This window comes from Bacillus chungangensis (assembly GCF_030812995.1).
Lineage (GTDB): Bacteria > Bacillota > Bacilli > Bacillales > Bacillaceae_C > Bacillus_CF > Bacillus_CF chungangensis.
In genome coordinates this window covers 1-19,391 of record NZ_JAUSTT010000017.1, presented here as the reverse complement: position 1 = coordinate 19,391, position 19,391 = coordinate 1, and the positions used below count along the sequence as shown (strand labels likewise).

The 19,391-nt window shown below is 36.7% G+C and carries 19 protein-coding genes; 8 read left to right on the top strand and 11 right to left on the bottom strand.

Annotated features, from left to right (window positions below):
* Nucleotides 1-58: 58 nt before the first annotated feature.
* On the bottom strand, nucleotides 59-964 hold the full coding sequence (locus J2S08_RS14060; RefSeq protein WP_307230521.1) for a chemotaxis protein: 906 nt from the start codon (nucleotides 962-964) through the stop codon (nucleotides 59-61).
* A gap of 397 nt (nucleotides 965-1,361) precedes the next feature.
* On the opposite strand from J2S08_RS14060, the gene J2S08_RS14055 reads away from it, so the two are divergent.
* Together J2S08_RS14055 and J2S08_RS14050 are read left to right on the top strand one after the other, a co-directional pair.
* On the top strand, nucleotides 1,362-1,529 hold the full coding sequence (locus tag J2S08_RS14055) for a hypothetical protein (protein ID WP_307230519.1): 168 nt from the start codon (nucleotides 1,362-1,364) through the stop codon (nucleotides 1,527-1,529).
* Nucleotides 1,498-1,830 (top strand): hypothetical protein, encoded by a 333-nt coding sequence (locus tag J2S08_RS14050; RefSeq protein ID WP_307230517.1) that lies wholly within the window; start codon nucleotides 1,498-1,500, stop codon nucleotides 1,828-1,830. The genes J2S08_RS14055 and J2S08_RS14050 overlap by 32 nt, the downstream gene beginning before the upstream one ends.
* A 255-nt stretch (nucleotides 1,831-2,085) precedes the next feature.
* Here the strand turns inward: J2S08_RS14050 and J2S08_RS14045 are convergent, their stop codons facing one another.
* The 9 genes from J2S08_RS14045 to J2S08_RS14005 all read right to left on the bottom strand — a co-directional run bounded on the left by J2S08_RS14045 (nucleotide 2,086) and on the right by J2S08_RS14005 (nucleotide 11,647).
* The gene (locus J2S08_RS14045; protein ID WP_307230515.1) at nucleotides 2,086-2,955 is read right to left on the bottom strand and encodes an NAD(P)-dependent oxidoreductase; all 870 of its coding nucleotides are present in this window, start codon (nucleotides 2,953-2,955) and stop codon (nucleotides 2,086-2,088) included.
* A 231-nt stretch (nucleotides 2,956-3,186) separates the two neighbouring features.
* A complete protein-coding gene (locus tag J2S08_RS14040; RefSeq protein ID WP_307230513.1) occupies nucleotides 3,187-3,972 on the bottom strand; it encodes an SDR family oxidoreductase in 786 nt (261 codons plus the stop codon).
* 309 nt (nucleotides 3,973-4,281) lie between these two features.
* The gene (ptsP, locus tag J2S08_RS14035) at nucleotides 4,282-6,006 is read right to left on the bottom strand and encodes a phosphoenolpyruvate--protein phosphotransferase (RefSeq protein ID WP_307230511.1); all 1,725 of its coding nucleotides are present in this window, start codon (nucleotides 6,004-6,006) and stop codon (nucleotides 4,282-4,284) included.
* Nucleotides 6,007-6,008: 2 nt separating this feature from the next.
* Nucleotides 6,009-6,272 (bottom strand): phosphocarrier protein HPr, encoded by a 264-nt coding sequence (locus J2S08_RS14030; RefSeq protein ID WP_307230509.1) that lies wholly within the window; start codon nucleotides 6,270-6,272, stop codon nucleotides 6,009-6,011.
* Between the two features lie 343 nt (nucleotides 6,273-6,615).
* Entirely contained in the window at nucleotides 6,616-7,908 is a 1,293-nt protein-coding gene (locus J2S08_RS14025; protein WP_307230507.1) for a hypothetical protein, read from the bottom strand.
* Nucleotides 7,869-9,071, bottom strand: a complete 1,203-nt coding sequence (locus J2S08_RS14020) for a DUF58 domain-containing protein (RefSeq protein WP_307230505.1) — start codon at nucleotides 9,069-9,071, stop codon at nucleotides 7,869-7,871. Before J2S08_RS14020 ends, J2S08_RS14025 begins: the two co-directional genes overlap by 40 nt.
* Nucleotides 9,068-9,982, bottom strand: coding sequence for an AAA family ATPase (locus J2S08_RS14015; protein ID WP_307230677.1), 915 nt, complete (start codon nucleotides 9,980-9,982; stop codon nucleotides 9,068-9,070). Before J2S08_RS14015 ends, J2S08_RS14020 begins: the two co-directional genes overlap by 4 nt.
* 216 nt (nucleotides 9,983-10,198) lie before the next feature.
* Entirely contained in the window at nucleotides 10,199-10,387 is a 189-nt protein-coding gene (locus J2S08_RS14010; protein ID WP_307230503.1) for a hypothetical protein, read from the bottom strand.
* A 54-nt stretch (nucleotides 10,388-10,441) separates the two neighbouring features.
* Nucleotides 10,442-11,647 (bottom strand): MFS transporter, encoded by a 1,206-nt coding sequence (locus J2S08_RS14005; RefSeq protein WP_307230500.1) that lies wholly within the window; start codon nucleotides 11,645-11,647, stop codon nucleotides 10,442-10,444.
* A 367-nt stretch (nucleotides 11,648-12,014) separates the two neighbouring features.
* On the opposite strand from J2S08_RS14005, the gene J2S08_RS14000 reads away from it, so the two are divergent.
* The 4 genes from J2S08_RS14000 to J2S08_RS13985 all read left to right on the top strand — a co-directional run bounded on the left by J2S08_RS14000 (nucleotide 12,015) and on the right by J2S08_RS13985 (nucleotide 14,990).
* Nucleotides 12,015-12,206 (top strand): YkvS family protein, encoded by a 192-nt coding sequence (locus tag J2S08_RS14000; protein WP_307230498.1) that lies wholly within the window; start codon nucleotides 12,015-12,017, stop codon nucleotides 12,204-12,206.
* A gap of 271 nt (nucleotides 12,207-12,477) precedes the next feature.
* Nucleotides 12,478-13,092, top strand: coding sequence for a CPBP family intramembrane glutamic endopeptidase (locus J2S08_RS13995; RefSeq protein WP_307230496.1), 615 nt, complete (start codon nucleotides 12,478-12,480; stop codon nucleotides 13,090-13,092).
* A gap of 76 nt (nucleotides 13,093-13,168) precedes the next feature.
* Entirely contained in the window at nucleotides 13,169-13,903 is a 735-nt protein-coding gene (locus tag J2S08_RS13990) for a hypothetical protein (RefSeq protein WP_307230494.1), read from the top strand.
* Between the two features lie 253 nt (nucleotides 13,904-14,156).
* Nucleotides 14,157-14,990 (top strand): cytochrome c oxidase assembly protein, encoded by an 834-nt coding sequence (locus tag J2S08_RS13985; RefSeq protein WP_307230493.1) that lies wholly within the window; start codon nucleotides 14,157-14,159, stop codon nucleotides 14,988-14,990.
* Between the two features lie 366 nt (nucleotides 14,991-15,356).
* Here the strand turns inward: J2S08_RS13985 and J2S08_RS13980 are convergent, their stop codons facing one another.
* Nucleotides 15,357-16,394 carry a YkvI family membrane protein gene (locus tag J2S08_RS13980; protein WP_307230492.1) on the bottom strand — a complete coding sequence of 346 codons (1,038 nt, stop codon included), beginning with the start codon at nucleotides 16,392-16,394 and terminating at the stop codon, nucleotides 15,357-15,359.
* Between the two features lie 426 nt (nucleotides 16,395-16,820).
* On the opposite strand from J2S08_RS13980, the gene J2S08_RS13975 reads away from it, so the two are divergent.
* Both J2S08_RS13975 and J2S08_RS13970 read left to right on the top strand, forming a co-directional pair.
* Nucleotides 16,821-17,045, top strand: coding sequence for a hypothetical protein (locus tag J2S08_RS13975; RefSeq protein WP_307230491.1), 225 nt, complete (start codon nucleotides 16,821-16,823; stop codon nucleotides 17,043-17,045).
* Nucleotides 17,046-17,141: 96 nt separating this feature from the next.
* Entirely contained in the window at nucleotides 17,142-19,301 is a 2,160-nt protein-coding gene (locus J2S08_RS13970; RefSeq protein WP_307230488.1) for an ATP-dependent Clp protease ATP-binding subunit, read from the top strand.
* The last annotated feature ends 90 nt before the right edge of the window (nucleotides 19,302-19,391 follow it).

Sequence of the window (19,391 nt, the reverse complement as noted above, 5' to 3'; positions counted from 1 at the left end):
AAGACTGATTCAAAGGATTGCACATCACCTTTGGATCAGTCTCTTTTCATACTCAAAACTAAAGAATATATTGATCAATTTTTAGTATCAATTCTGCAATTTCTGGTTTGCTTATTTGGTCATTTGCCCCTACTCTTTCTCCTTTATGCTTTAAGTCATCTGTAATAAGAGAGGAAAAAATGATAACTGGAAGCTTAGACAACGCTTTATTTTCTCGGATCCTCTTTGTAAAATGATGGCCATCCATCTGTGGCATTTCAATATCCGTTATGACCATCTGTACTTTTTCCACAATATCGGTTTCATCTTCTATTAAAGATTCTAAATAAGCTAGTGCATCCTTCCCGTTTTCAAAAAACTCTACATTCCCATAGCCGGCTTCTGTCAATGTGTCGTTCAATAGTTTTCTTAATAAAGGCGAATCTTCCGCAACGATAATTCGTTTGTTAGAGCGTTCTCGTTTGCCAAGTTTTTTCACTTGCTCTACATGAATTCCTGATTCTGGATTAATATCGACAATAATTTTTTCAAAATCTAAAAGCAAAACCATATCATTGTCCCTTTTGATAACACCAATTATTTGCGATGTATCACCCGAATAAATATCAGAAGGTTTTTCAATAATATTCCAAGAGATGCGATGAATTTGTGTGACATTGTGAACATGGAACACAACTTTTTGTTTATTAAACTCGGCAACAATGTATTTCTCGTTATTGCCGTGGTCTCCGGCGGGCATTTGCAGCACCTTAGCCATATCAACAACAGGAAGCACCTCTCCGCGCAATTGAATAATACCTTCCACATTAGGATGAGCATGTGGAATTGGCGTCACTGGAATCGGTTGAATAATTTCCTTCACTTTGATAACATTGATTCCAAATTTATTATGATTTACTTCAAATTCAATGATTTCTAGTTCATTTGTACCACTTTCTAATAAAATACCACTGTCTATTGTCATGATGAAGACCTCCCACACTAATGATTAGTTGAACAAATCGTACTCCCCAAAAGAGGGGCTGCCGCCTATTAGAACGTTCTCGTGTTCAACCTTCCTACTAATAACTATATCATGAAAAATGGATAAATATAGTACTAATCTCATGTAAAGCGAAAATATAATTTTAACAGAAAAAAAGTTCCCCAAACATATAATATCAATTTAGTAAAACAAGTATCTCTTGAACACTTTAACCAGTTTGATAACAAATTATCAAAGAAACGTTTGAAGACATACATAGTCCCAATTTAATTAATGTGCTAATTTGGGAATTTTGTATTATATTTACATTTATTAAATTTTATGTTGTATTTACCTTATTCTAGTATTAGAGTAAAAAATAAGGAGGAGAATTTTATTGAAAAAAATTTTTTTATCTTCACTTGTTGTCATGATGTTGTTTAGTCTATCTGTCCCGGCATTTGCTAGCACTACTGATCAAAAAATTGAGAGCGTAGTAGAAACGATGTCTGGTCTAGAAAATGAGTTTTTGTATGAATACGAAGGTATCGAGATTCGGAAGTAATGTGCCTTTAACTAAAGAAGAGTTAGAAAATTTATATAAAAGTGTTGTTAATTCTGATCCTGAATTATTTGGACACGATTCAGGAGGAAGTTACGTTATCGAAATACCAGCAACTTATAGAAGCTACGACAATAAAGTTGTAAAAGAAGCAGCAGACGTTTTAGTTGCATATATTATGAAAAGAATACTTAAAAAGATTACAGACAATGTTTTTGCCAACTGGACGTTTACTAAATTATTTGGATGGGCTAAAAATTTTCCGAAAAAAACATATGTTGGATCGTGGGTATCAAGCGCTTGAAGCAACTATGACAATAGACGTAACTATCATGCAACTTGTGGCATCGCTTTTAACAATTTCTTTTTTTGGCTTGTTCTCGTTTTAACTCTTTTAGATATGTTGAAAAAATATAAAATGGGAACAAAATAAACCCATTGCTTTTACTTAGTCGAGTGACAAGTTTATTTATGAAAAAAAAGAGCCCTGCAGACGCAAGCTCCTTATATCAGTTTCATCGCTTTTTTATACAACTTTTTCTTATAAACGATTTTATATTTATTTATTCCAATATTTAATAATTGCTTGTGTTCCACTATTTTCTTCGCCTTTGTCTGCCAGTGTATCATAAAGCTGCTTTGCAAGCTGTAATCCTGGAAGCTTGAGGTTCATTCGGTCCGCTTCCTCCAGCGCAATACCCATGTCCTTGATAAAATGCTTAATAAAAAACCCTGGTGAATAATCATCTTGCAGCATTCTAGGTGCTAAATGAGACAAGGACCAGCTTCCTGCTGCACCAGCACTTATTGCATCCAATACCTTCTCAGGTGCAAGTCCAGCGTTTTTAGCGTAGACAATTGCTTCTGCCACTCCTATCATGTTTGAGGCTATTGCAATCTGATTGCACATTTTTGCATGTTGACCAGCTCCCGCAGCGCCTTGATACACAATCGCTTTACAAAAAACAGCAAAAATTGAATGCAGCTTTTCATATATAGCTTTATTTCCGCCAACCATCATCGTTAACGTTCCATTTTGAGCGCCGATATCCCCTCCTGTTACTGGCGCATCTAAAACAAACAGCTTTCTTTTTTCTCCTTCAGTAAAGAGGTTTATTGCTAAAGTGGGTGTAGAAGTCGTTAAATCAATCAAATAGCTCCCTTGTTTCGCATAATTGAGTAATCCATGTTCCCCAAGATATACCTCTTTCACATCCTCTGGATAGCCAACCATTGTGAATATGATGTTCGAATTTTCAGCTATTGTTTTTGGTGAATCCATCCATTTCGCACCAGCAGCTATCAACTCATCTGCTTTTGATTTTGTTCGGTTATAAACAGCTACATTATACCCTGCCGTCAACAAATGACTGGCAATGCTTTTGCCCATTACCCCGAGACCAATAAAACCAATTTTTTGATCACGCATCTGTTTCTACACTCCCTTTTATCTTTTGATTGCACCGGACGCAGTTTTCACTATATTTCGACAAATTTGTTTACAAATTGAAGAAGTATAAAAAAGCCTGCAAATATACAGGCCTAAAAAATAGGAGAGGGAATAAGTATCCTTCAAAATTATCTTCATTTTTCTGGAAGCATTTCAGTAAAGTGACAAGCTTTTTCTCTCCATTTTTAAACCTCTTTATTGCTGAATAATTTAAATAGATTTGATCATGCCACCATCAACAAGAAAGCTGCTGCCAGTCATGTAAGTATTGGCTTCCGAGACTAAGAAAGCAACTACTTTTGCAAATTCTTCAGGTTCCCCATATCGCTGCAAAGGAATCGTTTGCTTTCTTTTAGTTTCTATTTCTTCTCTAGAAATCCCTGCACGTTCGGCAGCAACATGATCTAAATATGCTATTCTATCTGTAGCAATAACTCCTGGCGCTACAGTATTTACAAGAATATTGTAAGGTGCGAATTCTTGCGATAATGTTTTTGAAAGGCCGACGATGCCTGTTCTAAAAGTATTGGAAAGCAAGAGGTTTGGAATCGGTTCCTTTATAGACGATGATGCAATGTTTATAATACGTCCTCCACTTTCTTTTAGGTAAGGCAGCACGGCGCGAATCATTCGAATGTAAGACAGCAGATTCAGTTCAAAAGCTTGAATCCAGTCGTCATCATCAAGCATTTCAAAGCTGCCTGCTGGTGGTCCGCCAGCATTATTGATTAAAATATCGATTCCACCTAAAGACTTGGCAGTGTGTGCAGCTAATGCTTTCACTTCCGCCGCTTTTGTAATGTCACATGGAAAAGAAGCAACTGTTCCCTTTCCAATTTCCCTCAACGAAGCACTAACTTTTGCTAATTTCTCCTCACTTCGACTCGTAATCATCACATGAGCGCCTTCATGAACAAGCTGTTCTGCAATGGCTCTGCCAAGTCCTTGACTGGAAGCAATCACAAGTGCCTTTTTTCCTTCTAACCCCAATTCCATGATGTATTCCCTCCATATTTTGATTTTTTAAAAGTAAATTTATCGTTCCATTTTAATAAAACGAAATCATTACTTCCTGTAACATCAACTATGAAAGCTATCTAAACATAAGGAATGTTGTCTAACGTGAATGTGTTTCTCCATCTCCCAATGTTGACACTCCCACAATGTAAAACAGTGGGATTCTTGAATGACAAAACATCCAAAAGTCTATTTTTGTTATCCAAGATAAGGGCGTGTCATTAGCCCTTATACAATAGTGTGTATTCTTGCTGAGTATTAAAAATAAACATGTGTTAAGTGTTAGCGTTAAGCGTCAAATGCAACTACCTTTTTAACAGCCTCCGCTACTTCTTCCATCGATTGCAGTTCGATCACTTCAGCTGCAAGTTTTTCCATTTCTGCTTTGTTCAATTTTTTAATAAGTGAACGAGCAGGCAAAATGGAAGATGCACTCATTGAAAATTCATCTAATCCAAGACCAAGAAGGATTGGAATTGCAAGCTCTTCGCCTGCCATCTCTCCGCACATCCCAGCCCATTTTCCTTCTTTATGCGCTGCATCAATCACCATTTTTACAAGCCTCAAAATCGCAGGGTGATAAGGCTGGTATAAATAGGAGATAGTTTCATTCATACGGTCAGCAGCCATTGTATATTGAATGAGATCGTTCGTGCCGATACTAAAGAAATCGACTTCTTTAGCTAATTGCCCCGCCATGATTGCTGCAGCAGGAATCTCAATCATAATGCCAATTTCGATGTCAGATGAAACGTTAACACCTTCTGAAAGCAATGCTTCTTTTTCTTCCAAAAGAATTGCTTTCGCTTTTCGAAATTCATCCAGTGTAGCAATCATTGGAAACATGATTCTTAGATTTCCATGTACACTAGCACGAAGTAAAGCGCGAAGCTGTGTTCTAAACATCTCTTTTTCCTTAAAGCAAAGACGAATTGCACGCAGTCCTAGAAATGGATTCATTTCTTCTGGCAGATCAAGATAAGGAAGGTGTTTGTCGCCGCCAATATCAAGCGTTCTTACGACAACTGGCTTTCCTTTCATTCCTTCAAGCACTGCTTTATACGCCTCATATTGCTCCATCTCTGTCGGAAATTGCTCTTTATCCATATAAAGGAACTCAGTACGATAGAGCCCTACTGCTTCTCCACCATTTGCATGAACACCTTCTAAATCATTAGGAGTACCTATATTACCGGCAAGCTCTACTTGATGTCCGTCAGCAGAGACAGTTTTTTCATTTAAAAGCTTAGCCCATTCTGCTTTTTGACGAGCATATTTCTCTTGAGCTGCTTCATATTCTTTCACTAATTCAGGTGTAGGATTTACATGGACATCGCCATTCGTACCATCAATGATCAGCAAATCGCCGTTTGCGACTTCCTTTGTAATGTGTTGTGTACCAACTACTGCAGGAATCTCCATTGATCTTGCCATAATAGCTGAATGAGAAGTTCGTCCTCCAATATCTGTTGTAAATCCTTTAACAAATTTTCGATTTAATTGTGCAGTATCTGACGGTGTTAAATCATTCGCTACAATAATTACTTCTTCAGCAATTGTACTCGGATTTGGAATTTGAACACCAAGAAGGTGAGACAGCACACGCTTCGTAACATCGCGAATATCGGCTGCCCGTTCTCTCATATATTCATTGTCCATTTCCTCGAACATCGTAATAAACATGTCCGTCGTTTCTTTTAAAGCAAATTCAGCATTAACCTGTTCCATTTTCATCTTATCTTCTATCGGTGTTAGGAGCTCGGGGTCGCTTAAGACTAGTAAATGGGCATCAAAGATAGCTGCTTTTTCCGCACCAAGATCTACTTCAGCACGATTGCGGATATTTTCCAGTTCGGATTTTGCAATATGTACCGCTTCATGAAAACGTGCTACCTCTTCCTCAACATTCGCAATGGACGTTTTTTGGAATGATAGATCTGGCTCAACGAGACGATAAGCTTTCGCAATTGCATAACCTTTGGAAGCAGCGATTCCTTTTAAAATGGTTGACATTATTATACTAAACCCTCTTTAACCATTAATTCTTCTAATCCTTTCATTGCATCTGCCTCATCACTGCCCTCTGCAGTAATTTTGATGTCAGCGCCTTTCCCGATTCCTAACGACATAACACCCATAATGGATTTCAAATTTACACTTTTTTCTTTATATTCAATCTGAATATCAGAGCTATACTTACTAGCTTGTTGTACCAATAATGTTGCTGGCCGAGCATGGATTCCTGTATCGGCAACTACTTTAAATGATTTTTCTTGCATGTCTATCTTCTCCTTTTTCTTATAATGAGTGTTCAAAAAGCCATGGAATCAGTTATGCAAAACTCAAACTGGAAATAACTATTAAGGCAGTTTTTTGTTGTTGAACAGAGCGCATGTTCTTACCGCCCAGTTGAAGAGATGCACTGTCATTTTGGCATACTTTTTGAACATGCTCTAAAGTTGTTTAAAAAGCTTTATATGAAAGCTCAAAACACGATGAAGCAAGTTTGTAAAAAAAATGCAAGGGTGAAAATAACTTTTTAAACAACCTGTATATAATTAAATTAACCAACTCTATGAAATTTAGCAACTATAAAATCACTAAGTGAAGACAAAATTCGACTTATTTTTTAAAAGTGGTCGTTTTTTTTTCTTTAGCGAGTGATTTTAAGTCATGTTTTAATGATGTTGTTTCTTTTAAAAAGAAAAGCATGTCTTTTTTATGAACATTTTCGTTGCGATAACGTACTGATTCGTAGATCTCTATCCATTCTTCAGATGGTGCAAGACCAATCCGTTTACACCATGACCGTATTGATTCATGCTGCAATCGCTGCAAAGATAAGCGGGCTGCATTTCTTTCCAATTTTTCCACTAGTTTACGCACCTTGTCATCTGCTTTTGAATAAGAATAATACGTTTGCTTAAAATATGGATCCATTTTTTCTATAGGTTGGGTTTGTGTGAAAAAAAAGACTGGTTGTATTTTTTTAGGAATGTTAGCCCAATGCTTTTTTGCGATTTTAAAGAACAAATAAACAATCAATAGGAGAAAAATAATCATTAGCAGCTGGATAATCATCGGTTCTCCAAAAATTTCATTCGGATTGACTTCATCATTAATAGGAGAATGGCGATCTGGAGAAGGCAACTCCAACAGGTTCTGTTCATTAAAAGCATGCATAAACTTTTCTGTCAGCCACTCCACAGGCCTTCCGAGCAACATCCCTGCTTGTAGTAATAGCTCGCTAATAATAAATAAGAGTATCTTTTTTACCTTTTCACTGATAATCAATAATAAAAATGCACAGCCAATTGGCAGAAAAGTCATGATAAAAAGACTATTAAAGAAGTAAAAAGATTTATTCTTCTTTTCTTTCACCATAAAATATTGTTTGAACCATGTTCCAATCGTATAAGATGCAAATTGAAGAAAAACGATGATAAAAATCATCTCTTTATGTGGGTATTGATATAAGACAAAGATAAAATATACAACCGCGGAAAGTAATATGGTCATGAATAATAATTTACTTTCTGTATGATCTTCTCCCTCTATGTGCACTGTACTTACATGCCATTTCCAACGCCAAAAAATAAAAAGCAGAAAAACCGTAAGCAGTAGCCAAGGTATACCGCTTATTTGTCCGATAAATAGTGTACTTGGAACAGCTAATAAAAAAAAGCTTAACAAAGGATGAAGATGAAATAACTGCACTGCTATAATAGGCAGGATCGATCCAACAGCAACAATGAACAAAAAGTACCATATAATTGTTTTTGGAAAATCCATAAGCTGCAAACATAAAAGCGGTATAGCTGCTACAAGTGCTTCTCTCCAAATGCTTGTTATCATATTGGCTAATGACCGCCAGCCTATACATTTTGTTCTAACGAAGTTTGTTTCGTTCTCCATGGTTCTAACACTCCTTTTTCATCAACCGTTTCAACAAAAAATAGATTGCTTCCACGCTGTTTGAATCTTCGGAAAATATGATTAGCATTTTCCGTTTTTTCACCAATATGAATAAGGATTGGAGCGACATGAACTGTTTCTAGAGAAGCGAGCATTTGCTCATAAGGAACGGTTAACATGTTCCAAGATAAATAAGATAAAAGCTCTAAAGCCTGCTGTTGGTGTTTTCCTCCTTCTCCTTCAGGCAAATAATAATAACTGGTATCAGCTCGGAAAGTACGTACATTAATTGCCAATGCATATGGAATATGATTTTTTTCTGCGACATTTATCAAGTAGGCAGCATAACGAATATATGTCTCAATTTTTTGGGAAAGCGAATACTGATTGTGAGCAATGTTGAAAGTCAATAGCCAGGAATGGGCAGTCGTCTCAGTGAAAATCTTCGTTTGCAAGCTCATTGTTCGAGCGCTTGCTTTCCAATGAATATACTGCAGCGGATCTTCATTCCTATATTCTCTCGTCCCAATTGGCTGTAGTGGATCATGAAATAAAGACGTATAAACAGGCATTGATCCAAGGAAAAGCTGCTTTTGCTGTCTTGGAATGTGAACCAGCGTTTTTTCCGGAAAAACCAAAAATTCCTTTCTCACAGAAGGTTCATACGTTAATAATACACTTCCTGATCCAAACAACTGTGGAATCGAAAGTGTTATTTTTCGAATACGACATGATCCTCTTTTTTTAGCGATAACCGGCAACGATAGCTGAAACATTTCCTGCGACCAAATAGTGCATGGCACCTTCGTTTTAATGATTGCTTTGTCTCGCGAAAAAGGATGATGCAGTGGTTCCAAGCAATGATCAAAAATGATTGTCATCGTCGCGTTGATTACCGGCAAACCTTTGTTTAAAAGTGTTAGCTCAATAGCTGTTTCCTCGCCAGTAAATAAATGTGTTTTTTCTTTTATATTTTCGAGGGTGATACGATTGCCAATATTCTGCAAATAAAGGCGATGAGCAGTTAATAAAAGGAATGTGGAAATAAATGTAAATAAGAGCCATTTCTGATCAAATAGAAAGGCAAGCAATCCAAATAACAGAAGTGTTTCCATCGTTCTTAGCATGTGACGATCTCTCATCACTTCTCGGCTCCATTTCATGAAGAAACGCCTTCCTCCACCGGAGCTGGTATCGCTGTAAAAATGGCTTCAAAAACTTGCTCCATCGTTTTCGTTAACGATGCTTCCGTTGTTAATGAGAGACGATGGATTAACACATATGGCGCCACCTTTTTAACATCATCCGGTATCACATAATTTCTCCCTTTAATAAAAGCATGGCCCTGGCTCGCTCTAAGTAATGCTAATGTTGCCCTTGGACTTGCACCGATTTCTATTACTGGATTCTCTCTTGTTTCACGAACGATTAATAAAAGATATTTTTCAATGTCTTCGCTCACGTACACTTCTCTTACGCGCATTTTCATTTCAATGATTTCTGCTGGCGACAGCACAGCGGAAATGTCTTCTAAAGGTTGTTTTATACGAAAGCGTCGAATTATTTCCTGCTCTTCCTCATAAGACGGGTACGACATCGTGATTTTCATAAAGAAGCGATCTAATTGTGCAGCCGGAAGCGGAAATGTCCCTTGTTGGGATTCTAATGGATTTTGTGTCGCAATAACCATGAAAGGCTCTTTCAAGAGATGCGTTTCGCGGTCAATTGTTACTTGCCGTTCTTCCATTACTTCGAGTAAACTTGATTGTGTCCTTGGAGTCGCTCGATTGATTTCATCTGCAAGCAAAATATTTGTCATAATTGGTCCTGGACGCAATTCGAATTCTTGTGTTTTTGCATTAAAAAATTGCATTCCCGTTACATCTGTAGGCAAAACATCAGGAGTGAACTGAATTCGTTGAAAATCAGCATGCAAACATTTCGCAAACGTTTTTGCCAGCATCGTTTTCCCAGTCCCAGGGACACTCTCCAACAGCACATGACCTCCATGAAGTAGTGCAATCATCATTAATTCTATCTCTGCTTCTTTTCCTACAATCACATTTGAAATCATCGTTTTAAATGTTTCGAATGTAGATTTCACCCAATCCCCTCCTTTCCATCCACATTAACACATAAAATGGTAAATTTCAAAAAGATACATGTATGTAGATTTCCTGTTTACCATCATCATGACGACTAGAAAATATAGAACCATATTTTTGTTTCAATGACTGACTGGTAAAAAAGAGTACTCTTAAACGGATGAAGTTCAGGGTTGGATAAAGCGCTAATTGTTTTCTATGTAGCGATAAAGCGTATCTCCCCCACGCTTTGCCGTACCGTAAAAATTTTTAAAGTCATCCTGTTCAACTAAAATTTTCCGGAAGAAAAGAAAGTCTTCTTTTTCAACTAATAATTCTTTTCTTTCTCCCCTTCTTAATTGATCAAGGAACTGTATTATCTCTTCTTCTTTCATCGTTTTTTTCCACCTCACATTAAATCTCATCATTTTACAATTCTCTTCTCTATATTATCCTACTGCCTTTTTCTGTTCAAATGATGTAGGTCTTCGTATCTGATGAATGGACATCAATAATGTTAAGAGCAAAGAAAAGCTGCCAAAAACGAGTACCATATAATGAAAACCTATCGTATCTAAGAAAAAACCTGTACTAACGAGGACAGCTTGAAATAAAAGACGATCCATCATGTTGCGAAAAGAAAAAAACCTGCCATGATATTCTTTCGGTACTTGGCGCTGAAATAACGTTGCCATTAAAGGGAAAAACGTTCCAGCTGCAAAACCAAAAATGGCAAAAGAAATAATCGATGGAACAGGATGATCAGCAAAAAATAAAGACAAATGAGATAAAGAGATTCCAAACGCACTAATGAGAAGACTGAGACCAATATTGGTTTTACCGGAAATTTTTTTAATCATAAAAGCGCCACACATAAATGCAACCCCTTCTGCCGTATACAACCAACCTTTAATCGCTACATTATGCTGCAGTTCACTTATTTTTAAGACCATTAAATTAAAACTGCCTAAAAATCCTATTGGTACTAGCATTAAAACAAGGCCAAGCAAAACAGCGGGTGTATGTCGTATAATTGGCCAAACCTCTGTAAAACTTCCGCCCTTTTTAAAAGGTTTCACATTAGAAGTATCCTTGCTTTCATCTATTCGCAAAAGAAAAGTACAACCGAGAATCAAGACATAGGAAACGAATGTCCACATATAAACAGAAAACAAACTGAACGACACAAGCATCATTCCTCCAACTGCTGTTCCAGCAATCCTTGCAATTGTACCGACATTCATATGTAAGCCATTTAATGCAAGCAGTTCGTTATCCTTTGCAATTAAGGGCAATGAAGATTGCAAAGCCGGAAAGTAAAATGCAGCTGACACGCCGATCCCAAGCATGTACACAATCATCCAAGCGATGCTTTGCTGCTGAATCGCTGCAAACATAAAAAAAACAGCAAGTGCTCTTAATATGCCAGCATAAATCATCACTGTTTTTTTTGAATACTTATCAATCACCTTGCCTGCCATTGGACCAAATAAAACTCCAACAAATAGCCCTGACAATAATATTAAAGATTTCATAAAATCAGATGGAACATGCTGTTGAAGAAACTCTAAGTTTCCAATAATACCAACCCACATTCCTAGTCCTGCAATTCCCTCTCCTAACATTAAAATCCAAATATTTCGATTTTTCCACATGAGCGTCATTCCTTATTTTTCATCTTGCAATAGTGAGCAGTGAGCCATCCCGCAAGACTTATTTAACTTCCTAGCGAAAAGATGTACAACCATCTATATTTTGCCCACTAATGATTCCCCAAAGTATTTCGTGTCACTAAATATCATAATCGATACATTGTTTTTTTGTCTATAAAAAATTCCTGTTTTTTTGTGTTCTATGCAATTTAGACAAAATCAGCGAACAAGTGAATTTCCTATGGCTCTATTTATAAGATGAGGTAGTGTCTATAATACCTTGCACAAATGATTAAAATAGTGCAGAATGAATAGAAATACGGAAGCTCTTTACTATTCAAAGCACAAAAAAGCCAAAGGGAGAGAGATTATGAAAATTGCAGAAGTTGGTAATATAATCGAATTCAAGAATGGTTTACAAGGGATTGTGGAAAAGGTAAATGAAAACTCCGTTATTGTTGATTTAACATATATGAAAAATTATCGTGATCTTGAGCTAGAAGAAAAAACAGTCGTCAATCATAAAAACTACACGATTATCAAGAAAGCACTCGAGGCCTAAAGGACAACAGCTTTATTCCGATACATGATAGAAGAGGACTTTCTTCCCATTCTATCATTTAGTTCTTTTTCAAAAGAAAATCATTGTTATTTTCCCTTTCTAGATGTATCGATTTAACAAGTAAATGATAAAGGAGCAGGCATTACGCTTGCTTCTTTTATATGAAATGATCCAATTACCCCCTTTACAACTTTACTTGTTTCCCTTAAAGTATACATTTGAGTTTACCGTTATTTACCTTGAATGATGGAGAGGAGGTAAAAAAAAAGCAATGAAAAGAGGCGCAATTGATTTCTCGCTTCTCATAGGTATCTTGCTAGTGCATATCTTATTGTTTATCACATTCGCAAACAAAGTAGCAGTTTTTTGGTACCTCTATACAGCTTCAATGCTTTTTCTTATCAGTTATTCAATTGTTATGGAAAAAATTGATGATGAAGCATCGACGAAGAGATATCTTACCTATGGCATCGTTTCTGGATTAGGGCTTTACCTTCTCTTTTGGACAGGGGATTGGCTATTATCTGTTCTTCCTGGTTCCTTTGAGGCGAAGGTTGCGAAAGCATATAAACTTTTTTCACCTTCGATTATTTGGCACTATCTTGTGTTAATTTTTATAATAGTGCCAGGAGAAGAAATTTTTTGGCGCGGCTTCATTCAAAAAAGATTGATGCGGTATACACATACATGGATTGCGATTATTGCCACATCACTTTTAAGCGCTTCTGTTTTCATTTATGCTAACAATACAGCAATTATGCTTGCAGCTTTTGTTGGATCCGTTGTCTGGGGATTACTCTATGCCTGGAAAAAAAGCATTCCGCTTTTAATTATTTCACATCTTGTATTTGATTTTTTGCTTTTTATGATTTTACCGCTTCATTAATGGGTAAAGAATTCTGTAGTACCTATCTCATGAAATGACTTCAAAAAAACAAGAAGACAACAATGGAGGGAAAAACATGTTAAAATCAACGAAATTGTTGGTAACCATTATCATCGGTATTTTCTTATTAGCAGCTTGCGGCACACCAGAAAGCAACAAAACTAGCACTGATGCAACTGACAGTAATAAACAAGAGCAAAAAATAAAAGAAGATGAGAAAGAAAAAGAACAAGACAAGGAAAAAACAATAGAGCAAGAAGATGAAGAAGAAAAAGATACGGCCAAAGAAGAGGAGAAGAAAACAACAGATTCTCAATCTTCCTCAGAAAAAAAGGACGAGTCTAACGTTCGTTCAGCCGAAAAAAGTCTAACGTTTACATTAAATAACGAAGAAAAACAAGAAACAGCATCTTTAAAAGAAAGTGATACACAAGACTATTCACTATACGTCCTTGAAGGATATGAGCTTACTGGGGAAGAACCAGGAAAAGATGTTTTATATCTTAATGAAGACGATGCCAACTTTATGAGAATTGAGTATTTAACAAACACAGATAAAGCAAGTCAAGAAGAAATTGCCATTGAACAATTAAAAGCAGTTCGCGATAATATCGAAAAAATCGAACCTGCTGCAAGTGAATCTTGGTTGGCAAACGCATTAATTCATGGTGTCGAAAAAGATAACGAAAAAGTGCTTTCCTACATTATTCCTCAAGGAGATCACGTACTAAAGCTCACAATCTTTACAAAGAAAGATAATGATTACTCAGATCCATTTATAAAAATGGCTGAGACAATTGAAGCTAAATAATATTTTGATAAAGCATCCCAACATTTTTGGGATGCTTTTTACATGGAACTAATAGCAGGAGCTTTTTCTTCATTTTTACTTCTCATCTTCCTCTACAATCTCTTCCCTATCTTTTAACACATGATATGCGTATAATAAATTGTAGCAATATTTGCTCATATAAGTTTTAGCAGCATGTTCCAATGACAGTGAATTATTTTTTCCTGATGGCGCATGTTAATGAGAACAAAAGATTGAGGAGGGAAAAACGATTGTGATCGGAAAACTTTTTTCTGATTATGCATGGTATGAACTATGGAGTCCAGGTTATTTGATTGCTATAGCGATCATCGTTTATTTATATTTGAAAAAAATTGTGATTCCTAGTAAAGACATCAACCGTAATCAAATAAGGTATTTTTTTACTGCCATCGCCTTGCTTTTTCTTATGAAAGGAACACCCTTTGCTGTTCTTGCCGCTAACTTCTTTAGTGCACATATATTTGGATTGATGATAATGTTATTCACTATCCCCCCATTATTAATATTGGGAATTCCAGTAGCGTCATTACGTTCATTTTTTTGGTCCTACCGGAAAAGACATACAATGAGACTTTTTACACACCCTTGGGTAACAGCAATTCTTTTTAATGCTGGATTATCCGTTTATCTTGTCCCAATGATCTTTAATACTGTGAATAAAAGCAGCTTTTTATCTTTAATAACTGAACTAGTATTGTTTATTATTGGATGTCTGATGTGGTGGACAATCATTTCACCATTGGCCGAAATTAGTAAACTATCCGAGTTTGCTCGTGTTGCTTACGTATTTCTCACTTCTTTGCTCTTAATGCCCGTTGGCATCTTCTTATTAATTAGCAGTGAACCACAGTACATCTTCCATGGTAATCCACATTGGAACAATGCCTTGACTCCATTAGCTGATCAGCAATTAGGAGGAGGTTTTTTAAAAGGGATTCAGCTCACTGCCTATGGGATTGCATTATTCCTTCTTATGTCGCAATGGTCGCAAAAAGATAAAGAAGCGAAAGAAGAGAACACTCGGGTTGTACAAGGAATTGTCATTCAGCTACCAAGTAAAAAATAAGCAGCAAGCAACGAATACGATTTTAAAAGAACATTTTGAACGTAAGAAAAGCGGACTCCGCCTCCGCTCTACATAAGGGAGATCAGGTGATAAAGTGAAACTTCCATCAGTGGGGATTTTCTCTCATCCTCCACTGATAAAAAATAGAACAAAGGCTAAGATCTCAGGCGTCCTCGAAAAAGAAGAGCACTTTTTCTTTGTGCGATACTGATTCAAGAAGCTTTCCTTATCCTGTCAGCCTGAACCAATCGGACATTTGACTTTCAGTTATCCCGCACCTAGCTTCTTTCGATTTCTCTTACTCTGGGGGATCTTACTGCCAGCTAGATGTGGGATAATTAATCTCCTCTTCATCCTTAACCAATGTCATGTAGGTTTTTTCCACCAGAGCAACATTAAAAAAAACATACTGATATATCCAAAAAAAGGATATAACCAGGAAAGCAGTGGCCCGTATTCTACATTGCCAATCATGTATATAACGATTAATATGACACTTACTAGCCATATCTTTCTTAAAGAGAGATAATGGCTTATTTGCTTCTCTAATCCATAGATATTTCCGATAATAGAAGTAAAAATTTCTCCGTATATCATGAATAGGTAAATGAAATAAAGTCCTGCCATCCCACTTTTCACAACTACGGCCATCGGAATATCATATAAACTAAAATCAGGGAGAGAAACAATGGCGACATGACTAGCCAATAAAATAACAGTTAAAAAAAAACCGCCAATTATTCCTCCAAGACGAACAATTTTCTTATCATTTACTTCTGCCGCTAATGGGACTAAAACTGCTTGTGCTAGTGTCAAGTTAAAAGCGGCGTAGGAAAAAGGTGAGAGGAAAGATTTCCACCAGTGTGTAAATGAATTGTCTGGTATCGCTATAAAAAAAGAAAGAAAATCTGGTTTGCTTATTGCTTTTACAGCCAGCAACAAGTTGAAGCAAATCATCATTGGAACCACTATGACATTGACAGCCACAATGCCTCTAGTTCCAATCAACATGACAAGGAAAGTCAAAAAAAGCGTCAAAATCATACCTGCCTCCCTGTTTATGTTAAGGTGTTCTTCAAACAAAGCACCTGTTCCGGAAATCATTACCCCAGAAACCCCGATTAACATGATTAAAATAATAACATTCATCAATATGGCAGCTTTTTTTCCAAACAAAAATACTGTTAAGTCCTCATAGGATGCCGCCTTTACTTCAATAGCTGTCTCCATCATTTTAGCTCCTAACACAATAAGCGCGTATCCAGCTAATAAAATACCAAAAAAACCGAACAGGCCGTAACGTGAAAAAAAAGCAACAATTTCCTTGCCTGTTGCAAATCCCGCCCCTACCACTGTGCCTGTATATACAAACGCAATTTGGAAAGCACCATGCCATTTCTGCACCCCTCTTCTCCTTTCACAAAACTCGTCTATTTTCATCTATATGTCCAAGCACTCAAAAATAAAACGGACAAGGCAATGATTGTTAAAATAGGGAAACACGAAACTCCCTCCATGTTCGTTTTATTGAAATCAAATTAATAACATAGGAAACCTTCTAATTCAGATTGCTGATAAGAGGAAAGGAAAGAAAAAACCATCTTACTTCACATTCGTTAGATATGTTGCCTTTTCAGTTAAATAGAAAAACAGTTTTTATATTTTTTTAAACAAAATAGTTGAAAGTCAAAGTTAGTCAGTGTATACTTTTAATAGGTCAACAATAGTCAAAGTCAAACAAAAGGCTATGTTGATTCTATCTTGAAAGTTTAAAAGGACCGTACATGAAGCTGCAACAAATAGAGTATGAGAACTCAGCAGTATTAGGCAGTGAATAACAGAAAGTTGAATATCGAGCTGGTTCGGATTCACATTAAGGAAGCTGTTTGCATCAGCAGCGCAAAAAGAACAGTGCTCTTCTTTTTCGGGAAAATCGTTTTTTTAGCTTATAGGAATTTAGAGAAAACCTATGCTAATAGAAAGTATCGCTATTTATTAGAAAAAGCGAATGAAATTTATCTCATTCCAATAAGCAACATCAAGAAGAACAAATGATTTGCTAACTAGAGCAATGCATTTGTTTTTTTATCATTAAATAGTCAAAGTTAGTCAAAGTTAATCACTTTATATATATTGAGGAGGTAATGTTCAATGATTTGTTCATCATGTCAACAAAATCAAGCAACCGTTCAATTTCACTTTAATATCAACGGCAATAGCCAAACGTTGCCGCTTTGTACTTCTTGTTATCAAAAAGAACGAAGCAAATTAAACGCCTCCTTTGGAGGAGATTTCCCATTTAACAACGGCTTTAGCAGTATTGATGATTTATTGAAGCATTTTAGCGCTTCACAGCCTACTGGTGCAATAAATGATCAACAAGGCGTCCAGTCAACAGCCCCTTCAAAAGGAGGTCGCGGCGGCTTTCTTGATCAATATGGAAAAAATTTAAATGATCTTGCTAAAGCTGGATTAATAGATCCCGTAATCGGCAGACAAAAAGAAATTGAACGAGTGATTGAAATTTTAAACAGAAGGAATAAAAACAATCCTGTCTTAATCGGAGAACCTGGCGTCGGAAAAACAGCCATTGCGGAAGGTTTAGCTGCAAAAATTGTTGAAGGAGCAGTTCCCGCAAAATTAAAAAATAAAATCGTATATTTGCTCGATGTTGCTTCACTTGTTGCAAATACAGGCATTCGCGGCCAATTTGAAGAAAGAATGAAAAAGCTGATTCAAGAGCTTCAACAGCGGAAAAACATCCTCTTATTTGTCGATGAAGTCCATCTAATTGTTGGAGCAGGTTCAGCTGAAGGCTCTATGGATGCAGGCAATATTCTAAAACCGGCCCTCGCACGGGGAGAGCTTCAGCTCATCGGAGCTACTACTTTAAAGGAATATCGACAAATTGAAAAAGATGCTGCATTAGAAAGACGTTTTCAGCCAGTTCAAGTAGGGGAACCGAATAAACAAGAAGCAATCCAAATCTTAAATGGATTAAAAGAAAAATATGAGCAATATCATCAAGTAACTTATACAGATGAAGCGCTGGAGGCATGCGTTGCCTTATCACAACGCTATATCCAAGACCGCTTTCTTCCTGATAAAGCAATTGATCTTATGGACGAAGCTGGATCAAAATTAAATTTAACGATAAAAGTTGAGGATAAGGAAAGTATTCAGAAACGCTTGGCAGTCTTAGAGAAAGAAAAACAAGCTGCTTTAGAAAAAGAAGATTACGAAACAGCAGCAGCACTTCGTGATGAAGAAGAGTCATTAGAGAAAATGCTTAACAATGAAATGCCAGCTGCTCGTCCAATTGTGGAAATTGCTCATATCCAAGCGATTATTGAAAAACAAACAGGGATTCCAGTTGGCAAGCTTGAAGCAGACGAGCAAGTGAAAATGAAAAACTTGCAAACGATGCTAGCAAGTAAAGTAATTGGACAAACAGAAGCAGTGCAAAAGGTTGCAAAAGCAATTAGACGCTCTAGGGCTGGCTTAAAATCTAAGCAGCGTCCAATTGGTTCTTTCCTCTTTGTTGGTCCCACTGGAGTTGGTAAAACAGAATTAACAAAAACATTAGCCGAAACTTTATTTGGCACAAAAGACGCTATGATTCGCCTAGACATGAGCGAATATATGGAAAAGCATAGTGTAGCAAAACTAATCGGCTCTCCTCCTGGCTACGTTGGTCATGAAGAGGCAGGACAATTAACGGAAAAAATTCGCCGTCAACCTTATAGCATTATATTGCTAGATGAAATTGAAAAGGCACATCCAGATGTTCAGCATATGTTTTTACAAATATTAGAGGATGGTCGTCTAACTGATAGTCAAGGACGAACAGTGAGCTTCAAGGATTCAGTTATCATCATGACAAGCAATGCTGGTACAGGAATGAAGCAAATTCAAGTCGGTTTTGGGAAAAGTGAAGCACTCAAAGAATCTAGCCTTCTCGATTCATTAGGCAGCTTCTTCAAACCAGAATTTCTTAATCGTTTTGATAGCATTATTGAATTTAAAGCATTAGAAAAAGCTCATCTGCTCGAAATCGTAGAATTAATGTTGAATGACTTGCAGGCAACATTAAAAGAACAAGGGTTGACACTTAAAGTAACAAAAGCAGCAAAGGAAAAGCTAGCGGAGTTAGGATATCATCCATCATTTGGAGCTCGTCCATTGCGCCGGGCCATTCAAGAACAACTTGAAGACCAAATTGCTGATTTCATTCTAGATCAAGTTGACAGAAAACACTTAACAGCGGATGTAGAAGCAGATAAGATTGTCATCACAGCAACATCATCATAGAGTAGAGTAACCTCTTTCGAGGTTACTCCCTCATCAAACCGTACGTGCCCTACTAAGGCATACGGCTTACCCATGTGTTACTTGTTATGA